Here is a 19,798-nt window from a genome sequence, read left to right as displayed (position 1 = left end):
ATTTTTTGATTGCACGCAGGCAAGGCTTCGCCTTCCTGTGCACTTGTCAGTGCCAGTTGAAGTTGACCGAAGTTGTGTAAAGGCCCTAGCTGAACAACACCAAGACATGTTTGCTGGGCTTACGGTGGCTAATTCGGGCTCATTTAAGCCATTCCACTTGAAAGCTGTAGCGACCCAGAAGGCGGGCCAGGTTTTCCTCATCGGCCCCGGCCCGTATGCATGCGACTAGCCCACGACGACCATCCTGCACCACGTCTACCGCAATCTCCTGCAGACACAGGCGCTCCACTTCCTGCTGGACTACCCTGGCGATCTCGCGCAGCTGCAAGGCGGGCTTGAATATCTTGCCCACGGCAGTCAGTGGCAACGTTTCGAGGATTTCAATGCGCTTGGGAACTGCAGCCCGCTCGCTGATGTTGAGTTGAGCGAACGACTCAAGCTCTTCAGCGTTGCAGGTGTGCCCGGGGCGCAGTTGAACGTAGGCGACCGGCACCTCGCCCGAATAGGCGTCGGGGCTGCCAATCGCAGCGGCTAAGGCGACGGCGGGATGCGCCTGCAGTGCCTCTTCGATTTGCTTGGGATCGATATTGTGGCCGCCGCGGATGATTAACTCTTTCTTGCGCCCGGTCAGCCAGAAGTAACCCTGTGCATCCTGGCGACCCAAGTCGCCCGTATTCAGCCAGCGCTGACCGTCGATATCGATCCAGAGACCCTGGTTATGACGCTCCTCCAGATAGCCTTCGAAGAGATTCGGACCACTGATCGTGATGAGGCCGGTCTCATCCACATCAGCGTCGCGCAGGTACTCTCCAGAGTCATCGAGCAAGACCGCGCGCATATTCTGGTAGGCGATCCGTATCCCGATGGAGCCGATACGGCGCTCGCCATGGGGTGGATTGATTGAGGAGACGCAGGCGCCCTCAGTAAGACCGTAACCTTCAAGGATCTTTACCCCGGTCCGGCGCTCGAACTCTCGGAAAAGCTCAGCCGGCATGGGTGCGGCGCCACACATTGCAAAGCGAAGACTGGATAGGTCGCGGCCCTGCCATTCATTTTGCAGAAGTGCTGCATAGACAGTTGGCACGCCGGAGAAGAGGTTGATACCGAAGTGCTCGACCATCTCCCAGAATCGTGGGATCACCCCCTCGCCACGATACCCCTGAGGCGTCCCGAGGATCACATGGTCGCCTTGAGTCCAAGGCATCAGCCCAGTAACCAGTTGTCCGTTGACATGAAATAGCGGCAGGCCACAAAAGATAACCTGACCACCACTGCGTGGCTGCAAATGAGCGGACACAGCCCATGCATTGAATACTTCCGAACCATGGGTACGGGCGGCGATCTTGGGGAGCCCGGTGGTACCGCCAGTACAGATGTAGGAGGAGCACTCATCCTGGCGGATTTGTCGACCGCTTTTCAGGTGTGTGTGCGGCTGAGTATTCATCAGCGATTGCCAATCGTGGATCGCGATCCCCCTGTGTAAGTCTCGCTCCTTCAGTGCAACGGCTTTTAGAGCCCCACGCACAGGTTTGGCGACATAGGGCTCCATGCTGACCCAGACGACAGACTTGACCGTGGGTAGCTGATCCATCTGCGAAGCCAGTTTGGGCCACAGATCACTGCCCGCAGTCGGCGCAAGCGTTACCACCACGGATACCTTCGCGGCATTCAGCAAGCCAGCCATCTGCTTGGCCTCGAGCAGAGGATTGATCGCCATGACGATGCCCGCCGCCTCCCCGCCCCATAGAGTGAAATGGGTTTCCGGCAGGTTGGGCAGGATGAAGGCAAGCACCTCTCCCGGTTTTATGCCCAGGTCATGGAAGGCATTTGCCGCGCGGGTGATATCCGCGAAGAGCTGGGAGTAGTTCCACTCGTAGGTGCGTTTGAAATCGGCGGCATCGGCGAAGAAGCTTAGCGCCGGTGACTGGGGGGTGCGCTCGGCAGCTTGTCGCAGCGCATCATAGGTACTGCAAGCCAGGCCACGCTCCGACAAGGGGACTCGTTCGAGACTTTCGATGTCGTCCAGGGTCTGCACAACCATCAGGCTTCCCCCACGACTCGGTTGCGTTGCACTCCGAGGTCGACCACACCATCGGCGCTGCGAATGCGCGCCTCGACCACGTCACCGGGCTTGAGGTACTGCGGCCGGCTCTCCTGCGCCTTGAGAAAAAGTTTCCACTTGGTGGCTTCTGGCATCAGGGCCGCAATGCGCTGTTTTGCAGGTGAAGGGATCGTTAGCGCACAGCCCGCGGGAGTGCCGGTAGCGATCAGGTCTCCAACGGCGAGATCTTGCACTGAGGAGAGTTCGGTAAGGGTTTCAGCCGGACCGTAAACCAGGTTGGCCGTGCTGTCGCTCTGTCGCACCTGGTCGTTGACTGTCAGGCGCAGCTGCAGTGTTTTGAGGTAATGCATGTCCTTGCCATCCAGAAGACAGAGGTAGGGACCGACCGGGCCAAAAGTGCGGAAGCTCTTGCCCTTGTAGAACTGCATCTGGGGAATCTGAATGTCACGAGCCGAGTAGTCATTGACAATGACGACGCCTGCAATGAACTCATGCAGATTGGCGTCGGTGATAGAAACAGCGCCGGTGATCGCGCGTTTCATCACCAGCCCCAGTTCAATTTCGTAGTCGAGAAAGCGCACGGTGCGCGGCTTGATCAGGTCGCTGTCAGCCGCTACCAGGCAACTCGTCGCCTTGGTGAAGATCATGTTGAATTTCTTCGCATCCGGGTCCATGCCCGATTCGATCATGTGCTGACGATAGTTGGCGCCCTGGCAGAGGAACTGCTGGTTACGGGTCACCGGCGACAGCAGCTTTACTTCGCCCTCCTCCAGCTCAGGGCCTTTCAGTTGAGCGAGGTCGTCGATACTGTTCTGGCGAATGAAGTCACCGGTGGTTTCAAAAGCACCGGGAACCACGGTGATACGGCCTTGGCGAAGCACGCCCCAGTGGATACCGTTCTGAAATTCAAAGCGGACTACGTGTACAGCAGACATTGAAGGTACTCCTGGAGCGGTGTTTGTCCCGCGCTCGGCGGCACGAGAACTGAGGTGTTGTTCTGAGGGTGGGCTGGCGATGCTGTAGATCAACGAGCCGCCGGCGATCAAAGCGCCGGCTTTGAGCACGTCTCGCCGGCCATACTGGGTTGAGTTGCCCGACATGACGGCAGCTCTACCCGAACATCCGCATAAGCGTTATCAACTTGCGAATGGTTAAGTCCGGGCTGCGTCGCAGGTTACGGATCAGTGCTCGCAGATTGATTAAACTCATCTTGGGTTTTGTGAAACTCTTGGGCATGCGCTGCCCCCACTGCGCCATTGCCTCGGGACTCACGGGATGTATGCCCGTAGGCTGCTTGGCCGTAAAAATATCCCCATCGCAGTAGTGCTCGTGCTTATCACCCCAAGGGTCTTGCCAGTAATCGAAAATCTGACTGCCCAGGATGTGCCGACCGATTCCCCATGAGTGCTCCCAACCCCGCTCTCGCAGGACCCGTTGCCCCATGCCCACCGCGTCGGCATCGACGACCTCATAGGCGCTATGGCTATAGGTCGCCATGAACCCTTGCGCTATCGCGAGCGTATGGTGAGCCGCGGGAATGTCACCAAGATCAAGGCGCATGAAAGCGACGATAGGTGTGCCATCGGGGAGTACCTGCACATCGCTGGGAATAAACCCGAAATGCTGCGTATACCAGGCACAGGTCGCCTGGTAGTCGGCCACTTCGATCACGATGTGGCCAAGCCTGAGTACTTCAGGGGGAGCAATCGGCGGGCGCTGCGTGGCGTTGATTCGCGGTTGCTCGTGCGCCAGATTCCAGTGCAGAGGAGCTCTATGTGCCAGAGTATTGCCTGGAGTCTGGTCGCAAACAGCTTCCACAATGAAACCGGATGGATCAGTCAGTCTGACGTAATACCCTTTGCCGGGATGTTCCGACCTCTCTACCGATGACGCACCTGGGATTCGAGTGAGTTTTTCCAGATCCTCTAGAGACTGCACTGCGAGTCCGAACCCGATAAAACGTGCATGGTCGGCACGATGGACGCGATAACAATATGAAGTAGCGTCGGTGCCCCGTAGATAGAGCGTATCGGCGTCCTGCCGACCTATCGTCAGGCCGAAGTCGGTCAGGAAACGCGCCGCCTCATTCAAGTCCGGCCGTTGGAAAATCAGGTGAGTCAGATCCTGGGCCTTTACCGTCGGTTGCGGATGCCGCGCGGGATGTGGTGTCGCCAACCGGTGCAATTCAATTCTGTTGTTCATTGTTCTTGTTTTCCGGGTTTTTAGGGCAAAGCTGTCCCGAACCCCTGAAAAATCAGGGGTTTGTCCAGTTAAGCCAGTTACGAACTCAGTCGAGAGACGGAAGTACCGGCAACTCTATGGTCGCCAACGCACGCGCCTCCTCTGGCGGCACACCCAATGCCCGCAGTATCAGCTCGGCGGTATCAGAGCCCGACTCTCGCCACGTTCTGTGACCTTCCAGCACCAGGAAAATCGAGCCAAGAACGCTGCTCGATATGAGCGTCAGTACCGAGAGCAATTGCTCCTGCGCAAAGGTGTAGCGCCCAGTGGAAAGTCCGTTCAGAAGATCCGTAGTCGCTTGGCTGCTGAACATTTCGCGCAACGAAGAATTGCTCATGGCGAATTTGTGGATGAACGCCCCCCACTGGGAGTCCTCATGAGCTCGACGAATGAAGAACCGAATGCCATTGGCAAGGCGCTGAGCCGGATCAGAGAGGGAGTTGAAGCTCTTGTTGACGCGCTCATGCATCTCCCTCGCGAGATGACTGGCGACCGCCTCGAACAGGCTTTCCATGCTGTCGATGTTGCTATAAACCGTTCCGCGCGCCACTCCCGCCTCTTGCGCGAGGTCGAGGATGTTCACTTGTGAGGTGCCTCTTTCAGCGAACAGGCGAAAAGCGGCTTGATGAATGCGGCGCTGTGTTGGATTCAGGGATTCCACGGTTCTCTCTCCAGGATTACCTCATGGATCAATTGAACACTCGTGTTCATTCTTAGTCAACCCTGTTTTTTGAATCAGGTCCGATTCATCATGATGCAAAGCGCTGCATCCCTCGTATTAACCGCGCTTAAGAGGGATGCGGCAAGGTTTATGGGGGGGGCTGGGATTTCTCCATACTGAAATTATTGAACGCATGTGTTCAATACAAATCTCAGCAAGGCCGTCAAACCGGCCCCTGTAAACCTTGGCGGGCCGATGATGACATCGGGACTAGGGTAGCGGCTTACCGGCGATTCTCTTGGCTCTGGCAGGTGTTACGCCCAGAGCCTTGAGAATCATCTCGGCGACCCGCTGGTCGTGTTCCGCCACTACACGCCCTTCGACAACCGAGCGCATGGCTCCGGTTGTGCACGATACGACCATGTCCAGGGCGATCCCCTCGTCCTCATAAGTGAAAGTGCCCGCGCGCAGGCCTTCACGCAGGTCGCCCAGCACATGGGCAGCCAAGCGCGAGCGCATGGCCTGATCGGAATGGATGATGCGCAGCAGTGCGTTGGCCCATTGATGGTCGTACGCGGCCCGGCATACGAACATGCGCACACCAATCGAAAGCCGCTGTGCACCGCAGTGCACGCCCGAACTCAAGGCGGAAATGGCATCGGAGAACTCACTCGCCATGGCGATGCCAACCGCCTCGAGTACTTCGTCGCGCGTTCGAAAATAGTTGTAGATGGTGCCGTTGGATACCGCGGCCTCCGAGGCGACATCGAGCAGTGCAATCTCCCCCACCTCCTTACGTGCGACAAGACGCAATGCCGCATCCACCAGGCCGCGACGGGTGCGTTCACGCTTCTTGTGCCCCCGAGTGAGAGGCTCTTGCTCAGTTGCTTCTGAAGGAAAAGTGGGGGAAGGCATCTTCAGGCTCTTAATCGAGGGGGCTCGTTTATGGTAATGGAAACGCTATCGGCTGTGGCGTCGGCGCTAGCCAACAGGCCCATACAGTCTCGAACGAGACTGCCTGCCTCTACGCCTGGGGCGTGGTGCATGATGATACGGTCGGGGCGAACCGCAACCAGCGTGCCTTTGGCAGCCAGCGGCAGGATGCCATGGTTCAGGTCTTCGATGAAGTCGCAACCGCTGCCGGAGCGCTGGCCGCAGGGTCCGATCTGCAAGAAGTGGCCTCCCATTTTGTCCCAGGAAACGACCTGAGCAGCGGTCAGCAGTGACAACGGGTCAACACCGAATCCAACCAGGGTCAGGTTGTCTCCAAGAGCATCGTCGCTCAGTTGGATCTGCTGTTGCATGTTGCGAACCCAGGCTTGGGGAAACAGACTGCCACGAACCAGCTTGTCGCCACGACGATGCTGCACGAACAGACCCTGTTTGAAGATGTTCTTTGGCTTGATGTCCAGCTGCTCGAAGTACTTTCTGGTTGCGGGAGTCAACGCCAGCGTGCGCATCAGGCCGTGGATGAAGAAAGCGGCGACCTTGTTTCTCGGCATCACCAGGCGGCCCATGAGTTTCGCCAGATTGATCATCGCCTGGGCATGGGGGCGACGCTCTACGTCATAGGTTTCGAGTATTGAAGGCGCGGCTTGACCGCGAAGGACCCACGCCAGTTTCCAGGCAAGATTGGCTGCATCGCGCAGTCCCGCTACGAGACCTTGCCCGACAAATGGGGGGGTGATGTGGGCTGCATCTCCCGCGAGAAAGATGCGTCCCTTGCTGAATCTGTTACAGCAGCGCGCGTGGAACCGATACACCGCCTTTCGCTCGATTTCCAGCTCCTGCGGATTGATCCATGGCGCGATCAGTCGGGCTATGCTTTCGGGGCTTTCCAGCTCTTCCCGGGATTCGCCCGGGTGTAGCATGAACTCCCAACGCTCCCTTCCGCCGGGAGCGGGCATGTGCGGCGTTGGACGCCGTGGATCACAGATAAACTCAACGTGATCGATGGCTGACTTATGCCGGTTCTTGGCATCGACAATCAGCCAATCCTCACCATAGGTCTGTCCTTCGAATTCCTGGCCAATCAGTGCCCTGACCCTGGAGCTTGCGCCATCCACACCTACCAGGTATTGGGCGCGAACGGGATACGCCTGGCCATCATCGCCCCGTACGGTGGCGACGACACAATCTGATTCCTCGACCAGATTCTCGAGCTCGAATCCTCCCAGGCTGGTCACTGCCTTCAGCCGGGAAACCTGGCTGCGCATCGCGTGTTCGAGGTCGGGTTGATAGAAAGTCACCAGTTTGGGATGGCCGTCGATGCATCCCGCGGTATTGGCCCGACCGAATTGCCCGAGGACCGGGGAGTGCATCCTCACTTCAGGGATAGCGATCTTCTCGAAAGCGTCTTCCGACAATCCGGCGAGTTGCAGGATGCGAAGCGCCTCGTTATCCAGAGCAATGGCGCGGGGCATTAGTAGGACGTCATGGGTCTTGTCCAATACCAGTGTCTTTACCCCATAGCGGCCGAGCAGCGCCGCGATTGTCGCCCCTACCGGACCGTTACCGACGACCAGCACATCGACAGCGGTGGGAGGCAGTTCGGTACCTTTCTTGTTGTTGTTCATCTCGAGCCCTTGTTGTGATTGAAGTCGTGAGACGTAGAGATCTCATCGTCAGGCAAGGTGAAGGTAAGTAATATTGAGGAATATTTCAATATTGATATTTTTGTCATTAATTTTCTGGGATCATTACCGCACCGTGATGAGCCCATGTGAGCTATGCCGAGAGCCAGTTTCCGACCGGTGAGGCTTGGCTTCTGAGTCGATCAGCGTTGTTATTGGAGTGACCACGTGCCATGCCTCACGAGAGCACACCCATGTTTTAGTCTTCAGGAATCCAACGTGGCGCGTCCGCAGCCCCATCCGAACCCAGTCCAGCTCCGCTTCGTCGAGTTCGAACTCGACGAAGCCAACGCCTGCTTGTCACGCAACGGAGAGGCCGTGGCGTTGGCGCCAACTCCCTTCACACTGCTGTGCGTCCTTGCACGCCAGCCGGGATTGCTGGTGACCAAGGATGCCTTGCTTGATGCCGTGTGGGGGCATCGGTTCGTCAGCGATTCGGTGCTGAAGACGGCCATCAGTGATCTGCGCAAGGTGCTGGGCGACGACCCCAAGCAGCCCCGCTATATCGAGACTGTGTCGAGGCGCGGATATCGCTTCATCGCCGCGCCCTCCCCTGCACCTTCGATGCCGCCTGCATCCGCGACGGTGCCGGCGGCTGGCGCGCACCCGTCACCGCCATTCATCGGTCGCACCGACGAGATTTCAAGACTGCAACGGGCGTGGGAGCGAGCGGATGGCGGCCAGCGTGCCGTGGTCTGGCTCGCTGGAGAACCGGGGATTGGCAAGACCGCGTTAATCGAGCATTTCCTCGCCAGCCTTGGCGGCATTACCTGCGCACGCGGCCACTGTGTGGAGCACTACGGCACCGGCGAGCCGTACCTGCCGGTGTTGGAGGCGTTGGCCGATCTGTGCCGCAGCGACCCTGCCCTGCCGACGCTGATGCGCGTCGTGGCGCCGACCTGGTTGCTGCAACTGCCGTGGCTGAGCACCGCGCAAGAGCGAGACGCGTTGCGGCGCGAGCTTGCCGGCATCGGTCCGGATCGCATGTTGCGGGAAATGGGTGAACTGCTGGACCGCTACACCGAGCAGCGGCCGCTGTTGCTGATAACCGAAGACCTGCACTGGAGCGATCGGGCGACGGTCCAGCTCATCGACTATGTGGCGCGGCGACGTGGCCGCACTCGGCTTATGTGGCTGGCGAGCTTCCGCGTCGCCGAGGTGGTGGCGCTCGATCATCCGCTCAACTCGTTGCGCCACGAACTGCGCCTGCAACGTCTGTGCGAGGAAGTGGTGCTCGATTCATTCTCGGAAACCGAGGTCGCTGACTATGTCGCGCTGCGTTCGGCCTCTCTGGCCCGCGATGAAGCCTTCGTGCGTGCCTTGCACGAGCGCACCGACGGTGTGCCGCTGTTCGTGTCGTCAGTCATCAGCGAAGTGATGGACACCACGGACGACGACGCCACCATCGAGGCCCGGCTGGCGGGGATGGCGGCTCCCGAGAACCTCGCGGCCATCATTGATCACTACATCACCAAGCTCAAGCCGGAGCAGCGTGCGCTGCTCTCGGCGGCAGCGGTATGCGGAGTCGAATTCCGGGTTGAGACGGTTTCGCTGGCCCTCGAACGCGACCTCGCTTCTGTGGCCCACACCTGCGAGGAACTGGTGCGCGAGCAGGTGTGGCTAATACGGTCGCGGGCCGCCGAACCTGAAGAGACGGTGGAGCTACCTTACTCGTTTCGGCATGCCCTCTTCCGCCAGGTACTGTACGACCGCACGCTGCGCTCATTGCGCACCCACCTCCATCGCCAGGTTGGCACTGCCCTCGAACGCGAGCGCATGGCCGGCGTGCCGGTTGCTGCCTCGGAGCTAGCGACGCACTTCGATCGGGCCCGGCAGCCGATGACCGCGTTGCGCTACTACGCCGAGGCCGCGGAAGCCGCGCTGCTGCACTTCAGTCCGACCTTATGCATCGGTCTTACTGAGCGCGCATTGGTCCTGCTGCGGCAGGCACCAGAAGGGATAGAGCGCGATACGCTCGAAATTACCTTGGCCACACTGCAGGGGGTGTCGGCTTTCCACACGTTCGGTGTCGGCAGCGAAGCCAGGAACGCATTCGAACGCGCGTACACGCTGCTAGCCGATGTACCCGAGCATCCGATGCGCGGTCGCCTGCTGCACGGATTCGGCTATCTGCTCGGTCTGCGCGGCGACTATGCGCTGGCGCTGGAGGTGGCGGAACGCGCCGAAGTCCTCTCGTGCGAGGCGAACGATCCAGTGCTCATGTTGGTGGCGTGCATCGTGCAGGGCGAGGTGCACCATCTCCAGGGTCGCACGCAGGCAACCCGCCGTTGGCTAGAGCGCGCCCTCGCGATCGCCGAGCCGCTGGACATCGGGACGAACGAGATCTTTGCGGTCGATCCTCAGGTCATGCTGCACGGTATGCTGGCCATAGAACTCGTGCGTTCTGGCCTGGTTGAGCAAGGCCGGGCCCACATGCAGCGGGCGCGGACCCGCGCGCAAGCGCTTCGCCAGCCCATGACCTGGCTGGTCGCCACCTGGCAGGAGGTGCTGATCGAGGTGCGGCTGGGGAACCATCTGCGTGTAGCCGCGCTGGCTGACGACATGCAGAAGTTGGTCGATGAGTATTCGCTCGCACTGGGGCGAACGGCTTGTCGCTGGTGGCGCGGCTGGGCCGACGCGCGCAACGGTGCACCGCGCGACGGCTACCGTCGCATCCGTGAGGCCTATGAAGAACACACCGGGTTTGGAATGCGCTCCGGTGCCAGCGAGGTGCTCGGCTACGCCACCGAGGCGCTGCTGCTCGCAGGTGATTGCACCGCAGCGCAAGTCGAGCTGCTGGAGGCATTTCGGGTGAGCGAGGAACTGGGCGAGCGCGTATACCTGCCACAGCTATTGCTGCTGGAGGCAGCGATCTCACGAGTACAGGGTCAGCCCGACGCCAGCATCGCTGCGGTGCGGTGCGCGGTTGAAGAAGCTCGCGCCCAGGAAGCACCGTGGCTGGAGCTGCAAGCGCTGGTCGAACTGTGCGAGCACCCTGACGCTACGGCCGAGGACCAACAGGCATTGGCCGCGCTGGTTGACCAGTCACCCGAAACTGACGGAACCGAGCTGGCGAAACGGGCGCGCTCGCTGATTCACGCTGCCAAGCCGGCTTGAAGCGACGCAATTTCTCTGCGGTAAGGGTTACTGTCCCGACCGAAGTCTGACCTTTCGCTTACGACTCGCCCCAGGGAACCGCTTACGCTGTCGTCGAACTTTCCTGCCCCCCCTGGCCTGCGATGATCCTGAACCCTGAATCCAAATACCCGAGCCGCCGCTCGTACGTAGTGAAGCTGCGTAGCGACGCCGCGCCGGAGGCCCTGGTGGGCCGCCTCGAAAACCTGGTCACCGGACGACAGCGCGAGTTTTCGTCAGCCGAAGAGCTGCTGGAGTCGATTGCCTCGGACCTCGCGTTGGCAGCCGGCGAGCACACGGCCGATGCCGTCGGCGAGTGACGCCTCCACCACGAACGAGCGCTCGATATGGCGACCGAACGGCGACCCTTCGCTGACCACTTCGCGCACCCCGGGCCCTACGCTGATGCCACCTCGAATCTACACGAGTCCAATCCGATGCCGCGACTTCCAACTCCCCATCCGCTGATCCGCTACGCCGGGCAGGCGCCCCTGCAACATGCCGAACGCCTGCTCGGCGTCGTCGTTGGTGCGGCACTCGCCGCGTCTATCGCCATGGTCTTGACTGGTTGCTCCACGGAGGTCGTCAAGCCGTCGGTAGACCTGCCGGCCAAGTTCGCCGCGAGCACGACCTCCGAGATGGAACCCGAAGCTGCGTGGTGGAAGACTTTCAACGACCCGGTGTTGACGGATCTGGTGCGCCGCGCGATGCGCGAGAACCGTGATGTCAAGATCGCCGCCGAGCGCGTGCGCACCGCTCGCGCCGGTGAGACGATCAGTAACTCCTGGCTCTTTCCGAGTGTCGGAATGTCCGCCTTCGGCTCCGACCGTAGCAGCGGCTACGACACTGCCAAGAAGCAGGGAGTTCCAGACACCAAGACCGTCGGCGCGGGTCTGGACGTCTCGTGGGAACTCGACCTGAGCGGACGCCTGCGCGCTGGAGCGGCAGCGGCCGAGGCCGAGGCATTGGCTGCGGAGGACGGCGTACGCGGCGTGCGTCTGCTGGTGATGAGCGACATCGCCAGCAACTACTTCACGCTGGTCGGCGCGCTGCGCCAGGCCGAAACATTACGCGAGATCTCGACGGCTCAGGACGAGACACTGCGCCTGGTTAATGCACGCCACCGTGTAGGGCTGGCAACCTCCTTCGACGTCGAGCGCGCACAGACCGATGCCGCATCGGCGCGTGCGCAGATCCCTCCGTTGGAAACCCTGGCGGCTGTGGCGCGGCACCGCATCGCAGTCTTGATCGGTGACCAGGCTTTTAACGCCGCGAGTATCCAGCCCTCCCCTATCAACGTGGTTGCACCCGAGGCTCGCCAGGGGCAGCCCGCCACCTTGCTGCAACGTCGGCCTGATGTATTGGCGCTGATGGCGCAGCTCGATGCCGCCAATGCGCGCCGTAAACAAGCCGCGGCCGAGTGGTTTCCGCGGCTGTTCCTCGGTGCATCCTACGGCCGCCAGGGCCTTGAGCTGAATGGTCTGGATCTCGGTGCCGCCCGCTTCACCAACGTGGCCGGTCTGCTCGCGATGCCGATCTTCAACGCCGGGCGCACGCGCGCGATCAACGAGGTCGCCGAGAGCGGCCAGCGTGAGGCGCTACTGCGCGTCGAGGACGGCATTGTGCGCGCGCTCGAGGACGTGGAGAACGCCCTCGTCACGCAGACGCAAGAGCGTCAGCGCGCCCAGTCGCTGCAGTCGGCCGCCGAGTCCGCGGAGGCTGCGCTGAGCCACGCGCAGTCGCTCTACGATAGAGGGCAGATCGACCTGTTGCCGCTGCTGGACGCGCAACGGGCGCGCCTGGCGGTGCGCCTGAGCGCCAACGACAGCAACACCCGACTGCTGCTCGATAGCGTGCAGCTCTACAAGGCACTGGGAGGAGGCTGGCAGGTGTTCGAACAACCCGCTACCCACACCGCAGCCAGCCAAGCCAGCCAAGCCGACCGGCCACCACTTTCCTAAGCAACTGCCGTTTTTCAAAGAGGAACCGTCTTGAAAACCTCCCTTACTGCGGCCGGCGCCTTGGCCGTAGCCGTCATGCTGTCCGCGTGTAGCCCCGACCAGCCAACCGTGCAGGCACCACGACCGGTGCGAACCGTTGAAATCAGCTACGACAATGCCCGCGACATCAGTCGCTACGTGGGCACCGTACAGTCGCGACATGAAGTCGACCAGGCCTTTCGCGTGGGCGGCAAGATAGTCCAGCGCAACGTTGATGTCGGCCAGTTTGTGCGCGAAGGCAGCATACTGGCTGTGCTGGATGACAGCGACTACCGACTCGCTGAGCAAGCGTCGCGACAACAGTGGACGGTTGCCGTCGAGCAGACGCGTCAGGCCGACTCGGACCGCCAGCGCCTGACTGCGTTGAAGGCTGACGGCTCGGTCAGTGCGGCCGACGCCGAGCGCGCGCACACAAATGCTCAGACCGCGCATGCGAACGCCGAGGCTGAGGCGCGAAAGCTCGAGCTCGCGCGCAACCGGCTCAAGTACACGGTGCTGCGCGCCTCGCGTAGCGGCGTCATCACGGCTGTGAGCTTTGAGGCCGGGCAGGTCGTGGCGGAGGGCCAATCGGTTGTCTCGGTTGCGAATCCGGATGAATCCGAGATCGTCATCGACGTGCCCGAGGATCAGTTGTCCGTCTTCAAGGACGCGCAGTTCAAGGCCTCGCTGACCAGTGCGCCGAACGAGACCTTCGATGTCACGCTGCGCGAGCTGTCGCCGCAGGCTGCGGCGCAGACGCGCACCTATCGCGCGCGACTTAAGCCAATGCAGGCGCTGCCGCTGGGCGCCACCGCCACTGTAATGGCCAGGCGCGTGATGACAAGTGTCTCGGTGGCGGCGGTGCCGGCTACGGCACTGACCCAAAGCGGTGGCCAGCCGGCGCTTTGGGTAGTCACGCCTGTGGGCAAGGATCCGGTAGGTATCGTCGAACTGGAGCGTGTGGCAGTTTGGGGCTACCGCAGCGACGAGGTGCTCGTTTCCGGGCCGCAGGCTGGCGCATTGGTCGTCACCGCCGGGATCCAGAAGATGACGTCCGGATTGAAGGTCGCGCTTCCCGGCGCGGCGATTGTTGACGCGAACACCACGCAGCAGGCCGCCCGATGAACAATCTCAACCTCACCGACTGGGCGCTGCGCCATCGCGCCATTGTCCTGTTCGTGCTCATCCTCGTCGCGGTGGCCGGCGCCTTCAGCTTCACCAGGCTCGGTCAACTCGAGGATCCGAACTTTTCCGTGCCCTCCATGACCGCCATGGTCATCTGGCCGGGCGCCACCGCCCAGCAGTTGCAGGACCAGGTCCTCAACCGCATGGAGAAGAAATTCGAGCAGATCGACAACTTCGAGAAAGTGGTCACCTACGCGCGGCAAGGCTACGCTGGCATGACGCTCACCGTGCGCGGCGGCACCTCCAAGGCTGACCAGCGCGAGGCCTGGTACCAGGCGCGCAAGAAACTCAACGACCTGAGCCTCGAGATGCCTGACGGCGTGATCGGCCCGATCCTGAACGACGAGTACGGCGACGTGTACGGTCTGATGTACGCGGTCAAGGGCGACGGCGTCGGCCACGCCGACCTGTCGGACGCGGCCGAGGACATCAAGCGCCAGATGCTGAAGGTGCCGATGGTCAAGAAGATCGATGTCATCGGCAAGCAGGCCAAGCGTGTCTACGTCGAGTTCTCGCACGAACGCCTGGCAGCGCTGGGCATTACACCGTTAGCCATCGCCGAAAGCCTCAAGAGCCAGAACGCCCTGTTGCCCGCAGGCCAGATCGACACCCGCGGCGACCGCGTCATGGTGCGCGTAAGCGGCCAGTTCGCCAGCGAAGAGGCTATCCGCAACGTACCCATCACCGCGGGTGGCCGGCTGATCAAGCTCGGCGACATTGCGACCGTTACCCGTGGCTTTGAGGATCCGCCGACCTACACGGTGCGCCACAACGGCCAGCCAGTGCTAATGCTCGGCATCACGATGACCAGCGACGGCAACATCGTGGACCTTGGCAAGGCGATGGACACGGCAGTCGCCAAGATCCAGTCGGAACTTGCGCATGGTGTAGAGCTGGAGCTCGTGGCCGACCAGCCAACCACGGTGAAGGACGCCATCCTGGACTTCGGGCGCGCGCTGGCCGAGGCGCTGATCATTGTAATCGCGGTGAGCCTGGCCAGCCTGGGCTGGCGAGCCGGCCTGGTGGTCGCGACCACGGTGCCGCTGGTGCTGGGCGGCGTGGCGCTGGTGATGCTGGCGATGGGCTGGAACCTCGAGCGCATCTCGCTCGGCTCGCTGATTATCGCGTTGGGACTGCTGGTGGATGACGCCATCATCGCCATCGAGATGATGGTGGCGAAGATGGAAACCGGCATGGACCGCGTGAAGGCGGCCGCCTTCTCCTATCAGTCCACCGCGATGCCGCGCCTGACCGGCGCGCTGATCACCGTCGTGGGCTTCCTGCCGATCGGCCTCTCGAAGTCCACCACCGGCGAGTACGCGGGTGGCATTTTCTGGATCGTCGGCACCGCGGTGCTGTTCTCGTGGATCTGTTCCGGCATTTTCACGCCGTACCTGGCGGTCAAGATGCTGCCCAACGACTTGGGCAAGCACCAGCACAGTGATTTGTACGACACGAAGTTCTACCGCAGTCTGCGCCGCCTGATCGACGCGGCCATCGAGCATCGCTGGGCGGTCATCGGTGCGACGTTTGGCGCTCTGGCGCTTGCTCTGGCCTGTATCAAGCTAGTGCCGCAGCAATTCTTCCCCAACAGTTCGCGTCCTGAACTGGTTATTGACCTGCGCGTCAAGGAAGGCGCCTCGTTCGCCGCGACGACCGAGCAGGTCAAGCGCATGGAGGAGATCCTGGCGAAGGACAAGGACGTGCGTTTCTATACCGCCTACACCGGCGCCGGCGCACCGCGCTTCTATCTCTCGCTCAACCCCGAGCTGCCGAATCCGGGCTTTGCCCAGTTCGTTGTGATGACCAAGGACCTGGATGCACGCGAGCGAGTACGTGAGCAGCTGATGACCTCGGCTGACCAACAATTTCCGCAGGCATGGGTGCGCGTGACCCGGCTCGAGTTGGGGCCGCCTGTCGGCTACCCGGTGCAGTTCCGCGTCGTAGGCCCCGATACTCAGGTGGTGCGCCAGATCGCCCGCGACGTGGAGAAAGTGGTTGCGTCCAACCCGAAGGTGCGCGACCTCCAGCTCGACTGGAACGACCCGGTGCGCACGCTGAAAGTGGAGCTCGATCAGGACAAGGCGAGCGCGCTTGGCCTCACGCCGACCGACGTGTCGCTAGCGACCCAGGCCGTGATGAACGGCGCAACCCTGTCGCAGCTGCGTGAGCGCGAGGACCTGATCGACATCGTGGCCCGTGCCGTGCCTGAGGAGCGCTTGAGCCTCGACACACTGAAAGACATCAACCTCTACACACGCCAGGGTACGGTGGTGCCGCTGTCGCAAGTCGCACAGGTGCGCTCTGAGCTGGAAGAGCCGGTGCTGTGGCGCCGCAACCGCGATATGGCGATCACGGTGCGTGCCGACGTGAAGGATGGCGAGCAAGGTGTATCGGTGACACAGGAGATCCAGCCGTTGCTTAAGGATATCGAAGCGAAGCTGCCGACCGGTTACCGCATCGACGTGGGCGGTGCGGTGGAGGAAAGTGACAAGGCGAACAAGGCGCTGCTCGCGGTGGCCCCTCTGATGCTGATCACCATCCTGCTGCTGCTTATGCTGCAACTGCAGAACTTTTCCCGCATGTGGATGGTGATGCTGACTGCACCGCTGGGCCTGATCGGTGTGGTGCCGGCACTGCTAGTGTTCCAGTCGCCGCTGGGTTTCGTCGCGATCCTGGGCATCATCGCACTGGGTGGCATGATCATGCGGAACGCGGTGATCCTGATCGATCAAGTGCAGATCGAGATCGCCGAAGGGCGCGACCCGTGGAATGCTGTTCTGGATGCTGCCATTCACCGGGCTCGTCCGGTGATGCTGACGGCGCTGGCGACCGTCCTCGCCATGATCCCGCTAACGCGCAGTGTGTTCTGGGGGCCGATGGCAATAGCGATCATGGGCGGCCTGACCGTGGCGACGCTGCTGACGATTTTCTTCGTCCCGGCGTTATACGCCGCGTGGTTCAAGGTGGGTCGCCAGACGACCGCTGGCACCCAGCCGTTGAGGGGGGATACCGCGCTCGCTTCTGAGTGATGAGTGCCGTGGCGTTGTGCTCCCGACCTCACCGCGATTAGAAAGGCTTGCTCAGCGCCGTTTCTGAAAACAACCGAGGTCAGTCGCGAGGTTCTGCGAACGTTACGCTCTTTCGCCCCCTCGCGGTTCACAGGAAATGCTGATGGTCAAAGGAGTTGCTGGCGACAGACTGCAATCCACAAAGCGTTTCGACCTTCTTCAGGTAGCGTCAAATCCAAAGCTTCGGTCACAGACGCAAAGCGCACGTTGCGTCTCGATCGCTCACTGAGATGCAGTGGTGTTTCATCATTGACACGGCGGAATAGATGGCCGACGAAGAGCCGGCTCATGAATGCACTCTGTTTGTGGTGGCAACGATGTCCGCGATGTACCTTCGGGTTTCCGACCTGGTCGGCCGGGAAAACTGGCGGTCTGCGATGGGATACCTACGAAGAGATACCATGGGCAACTGGTGGATCCACCTGCGACTCTCTCCCCTGCCCTCGCCGCAGGAAAAGACGCCATTAATCACGGCGCTCAATGGCTGCGGTGGATTGTCAGATCGGCACCGGCGATCACTGCTATGGTCGGTGTTCGATCAGGCGCTGCATTGGATGCACAGGCGCCAAAGCGAAGGAGCTTGCAATGAGGATCAGTCGATATATGCCCCCCCGGTGAGTCAATGAAATTCGGCGAAAATTACTGGGCATCCACGTAATTACTTAGTGAGGTCGAGTATTTAGTAGCAACTAACTATTGAAGGTGCACGGTGAGCTCCAACTAATGCCATTGACGCTTTATTTCCTGCCACTGGTTGTCTGACAGCCACTTGTCTGCCACCGGAAAGAAAATGTTTTCCTCAGCGTCCATATGATCGTAATATTTTTTGATGAAGTCTTCGATAGTGTCAGCAATCACTCTCGTTTCCTGAGTCGTGTTCTCCAGCCTCTTCAGTTGTCCTGCAATCCGCCCAAATGCCTGATGATCTCGCTCGATATCCTTGACCCGTTGGTGGATCGGTGCCTCGGTCGTTAGCAAGGCCAGCCGAATAAGTTCTTCATTTTCATGGTGGTGTCGCTCTGCGTCACCATGCAAAGCTTCAAGCATCTTGAACAACAGTTTGCAGTCATCAGCACCATCGGATTCATGCCTCAGCTTCCTCAGCAACTCCTTTATCTGAGTGATTTTGATAGCCACTTCATGATGATAAGCCTGAAGTTCTTTCAACAAGACATTCATATCAAACCCTCGTCACAACACCAAACCATCACAGAAATCATATTATTTAACCCGTAACCTGCATGGATACCCATATCTTTAAATTTCAAATTTTCGATACCGTACCAAACACACTCGACAGCACTATTTAACCTTTTCAGTATAGGCGAGCACAAAGCGCTCACCCCAGGAAATTTTCCACCCTTGGAAAAAATTGAAATATCAAATCAATGTTCATTGCACTATTTGATCTACCGGATGTCTGCCAGCGAATACGGAAGGAAAAACGCCCATCATCGATGCGATTCATATCTGGATGTTCGCACAGAGGCAGCTTGTGCCTGAGGGATCGGCTATCGCCAAGGTGTTGGATTACAACCTAAAACGCGGAAAAGAGGGTGGCAGTCGGCCCTCCGGTCAGGGCGAGCAGGCGAACTGATCAAACGGCCCGAGGCTGCGAGCATGCTCAAGGCGAACCTAGACCTCGATCATCGCGCCATCCATTAGTTTGATTTTGATCAACCTCGCCGTTGCTTTGCTGGCTACACTGAACATCAATACGACGTAACAAGTCGAGGTTGTACGTCATGTTCTGGTTCCGTCGTCACCGCCGAAGCCTATTGCACCTTACCCTTATGGTTTGGGTGTTAGCTGTGGCCATGATGGCAATCCAGGGTTGTTTGGTGCAATCGAATCACAACATAGTCGCGCCACACAATGCCGAGCAGTATGTGGTGGAGGGTCATGCTCTCCACACCAGTGGGTGCCTTCAAAATTGTGAGAACACTGCTACGGCGATAAAACCTGCATCACAGACTCCAGCATTAGATCCCATCTACTGGACCGTCCTTTTGCTGTTAACTGCGGCAGTAATAATGGTGCTCAACCCCGAGGAAAAATCCTCTCTCGCTGTTCTCATACTGAAGCGCCCCGCCCCGCCGGAAGGCCCTGCCCGCTTGATTTTCGTCCGTTTCAACAATTAACCCCTGCTTCAGAGTGTCCGGGCACTGGTCGCTCTGTCTTGCTGCGCCGCTTTTTCGCGACTCAGTCATTCCTGCTTAGCCCCTCACAATCTCAGGAGTTCATCATGCATAAGCATTCTAAATTCATGCTTGCGGCCATCTTGGCTAGCAGTGCACTCATCGCCTCCGCCGAGGATACGCATCACCCAGCCGACGCACCAGGCGACGCAACCGAAAGCACGGCCCCAACGTCCACGCCCATGGCTAAAGCCATGACCGAGCAAATGCAAAAAATGCAGGCTGCACATGACAAAGCGGCAGCGGCTACAACTCCCGCTGAGCGCCAGGCCGCCATGCAAGAAGGCATGAAAGCGATGAAGGACAGCATGGCCATGATGAGTAAGGAGCAGAGCGCAATGGGCTGTATGGGCATGTCTGGAACTAAGGACGGCGCAGGTAAAGGGATGATGGACATGATGATGCAGATGATGGAGCAGCAGTCGTCCATGATGGAAATGCCAATGAAAAAGTAAATGTGCAGTAGAGCTGCTGCACATTACATAGCACTGGTACTGATTGGATTAACGCAGACCGCACCTGACTGATGTGTGTTGTTAAGGGCTCAACCCATGAGTATCCATATTGATAAAACTCAAACGGTCGACAGCATGCGGGCGTAGAAATGAAAGATGAGGCGGCACAGGCCCGCGA

General features: G+C 60.0%; 14 protein-coding genes. 7 read left to right on the top strand and 7 right to left on the bottom strand.

Going from position 1 to position 19,798, the window contains the following annotated elements:
- Positions 1-139: 139 nt before the first annotated feature.
- The 6 genes from CKW29_RS00900 to CKW29_RS00875 form a co-directional block, all read right to left on the bottom strand.
- A complete protein-coding gene (locus tag CKW29_RS00900; RefSeq protein WP_095147722.1) occupies positions 140-2,041 on the bottom strand; it encodes an acyl-CoA synthetase in 1,902 nt (633 codons plus the stop codon).
- Positions 2,041-2,997, bottom strand: a complete 957-nt coding sequence (locus tag CKW29_RS00895; RefSeq protein ID WP_095147721.1) for a fumarylacetoacetate hydrolase family protein — start codon at positions 2,995-2,997, stop codon at positions 2,041-2,043. Before CKW29_RS00895 ends, CKW29_RS00900 begins: the two co-directional genes overlap by 1 nt.
- Positions 2,998-3,172: 175 nt before the next feature.
- On the bottom strand, positions 3,173-4,264 hold the full coding sequence (locus tag CKW29_RS00890; RefSeq protein WP_095147720.1) for a VOC family protein: 1,092 nt from the start codon (positions 4,262-4,264) through the stop codon (positions 3,173-3,175).
- Between the two features lie 85 nt (positions 4,265-4,349).
- On the bottom strand, positions 4,350-4,964 hold the full coding sequence (locus CKW29_RS00885; RefSeq protein ID WP_095144202.1) for a TetR/AcrR family transcriptional regulator: 615 nt from the start codon (positions 4,962-4,964) through the stop codon (positions 4,350-4,352).
- A 270-nt stretch (positions 4,965-5,234) separates the two neighbouring features.
- On the bottom strand, positions 5,235-5,879 hold the full coding sequence (locus CKW29_RS00880) for a TetR/AcrR family transcriptional regulator (protein WP_095144201.1): 645 nt from the start codon (positions 5,877-5,879) through the stop codon (positions 5,235-5,237).
- 2 nt (positions 5,880-5,881) lie between these two features.
- Entirely contained in the window at positions 5,882-7,540 is a 1,659-nt protein-coding gene (locus CKW29_RS00875) for a bifunctional 3-(3-hydroxy-phenyl)propionate/3-hydroxycinnamic acid hydroxylase (protein WP_095147719.1), read from the bottom strand.
- A gap of 276 nt (positions 7,541-7,816) precedes the next feature.
- On the opposite strand from CKW29_RS00875, the gene CKW29_RS00870 reads away from it, so the two are divergent.
- The 6 genes from CKW29_RS00870 (at position 7,817) to CKW29_RS25350 (ending at position 17,593) form a co-directional block, all read left to right on the top strand.
- The gene (locus CKW29_RS00870) at positions 7,817-10,714 is read left to right on the top strand and encodes an AAA family ATPase (RefSeq protein ID WP_095147718.1); all 2,898 of its coding nucleotides are present in this window, start codon (positions 7,817-7,819) and stop codon (positions 10,712-10,714) included.
- 122 nt (positions 10,715-10,836) lie between these two features.
- Positions 10,837-11,052 carry a hypothetical protein gene (locus CKW29_RS00865; RefSeq protein WP_095144198.1) on the top strand — a complete coding sequence of 72 codons (216 nt, stop codon included), beginning with the start codon at positions 10,837-10,839 and terminating at the stop codon, positions 11,050-11,052.
- 117 nt (positions 11,053-11,169) lie between these two features.
- Entirely contained in the window at positions 11,170-12,693 is a 1,524-nt protein-coding gene (locus tag CKW29_RS00860) for an efflux transporter outer membrane subunit (protein WP_095147717.1), read from the top strand.
- A 30-nt stretch (positions 12,694-12,723) separates the two neighbouring features.
- Positions 12,724-13,836: an efflux RND transporter periplasmic adaptor subunit gene (locus CKW29_RS00855; protein ID WP_095144196.1), complete on the top strand. Its 1,113-nt coding sequence runs from the start codon at positions 12,724-12,726 to the stop codon at positions 13,834-13,836.
- On the top strand, positions 13,833-16,928 hold the full coding sequence (locus tag CKW29_RS00850; protein ID WP_095144195.1) for an efflux RND transporter permease subunit: 3,096 nt from the start codon (positions 13,833-13,835) through the stop codon (positions 16,926-16,928). Before CKW29_RS00855 ends, CKW29_RS00850 begins: the two co-directional genes overlap by 4 nt.
- Positions 16,929-17,233: 305 nt before the next feature.
- Complete coding sequence (locus CKW29_RS25350) at positions 17,234-17,593, top strand: hypothetical protein (protein WP_143496817.1); 360 nt, start codon at positions 17,234-17,236, stop codon at positions 17,591-17,593.
- A gap of 94 nt (positions 17,594-17,687) precedes the next feature.
- On the opposite strand, the gene CKW29_RS00845 is transcribed toward CKW29_RS25350, so the two are convergent.
- Complete coding sequence (locus CKW29_RS00845; RefSeq protein WP_095147716.1) at positions 17,688-18,146, bottom strand: hemerythrin domain-containing protein; 459 nt, start codon at positions 18,144-18,146, stop codon at positions 17,688-17,690.
- A gap of 1,066 nt (positions 18,147-19,212) precedes the next feature.
- Here CKW29_RS00845 and CKW29_RS00835 point away from each other — a divergent pair.
- Entirely contained in the window at positions 19,213-19,620 is a 408-nt protein-coding gene (locus CKW29_RS00835) for a hypothetical protein (RefSeq protein ID WP_095144191.1), read from the top strand.
- The last annotated feature ends 178 nt before the right edge of the window (positions 19,621-19,798 follow it).

Source organism: Pseudomonas sp. Irchel s3a18, assembly GCF_900187535.1.
Classification (GTDB): Bacteria; Pseudomonadota; Gammaproteobacteria; order Pseudomonadales; family Pseudomonadaceae; genus Aquipseudomonas.
This window is presented reverse-complemented; position numbering and strand designations above follow the sequence as displayed.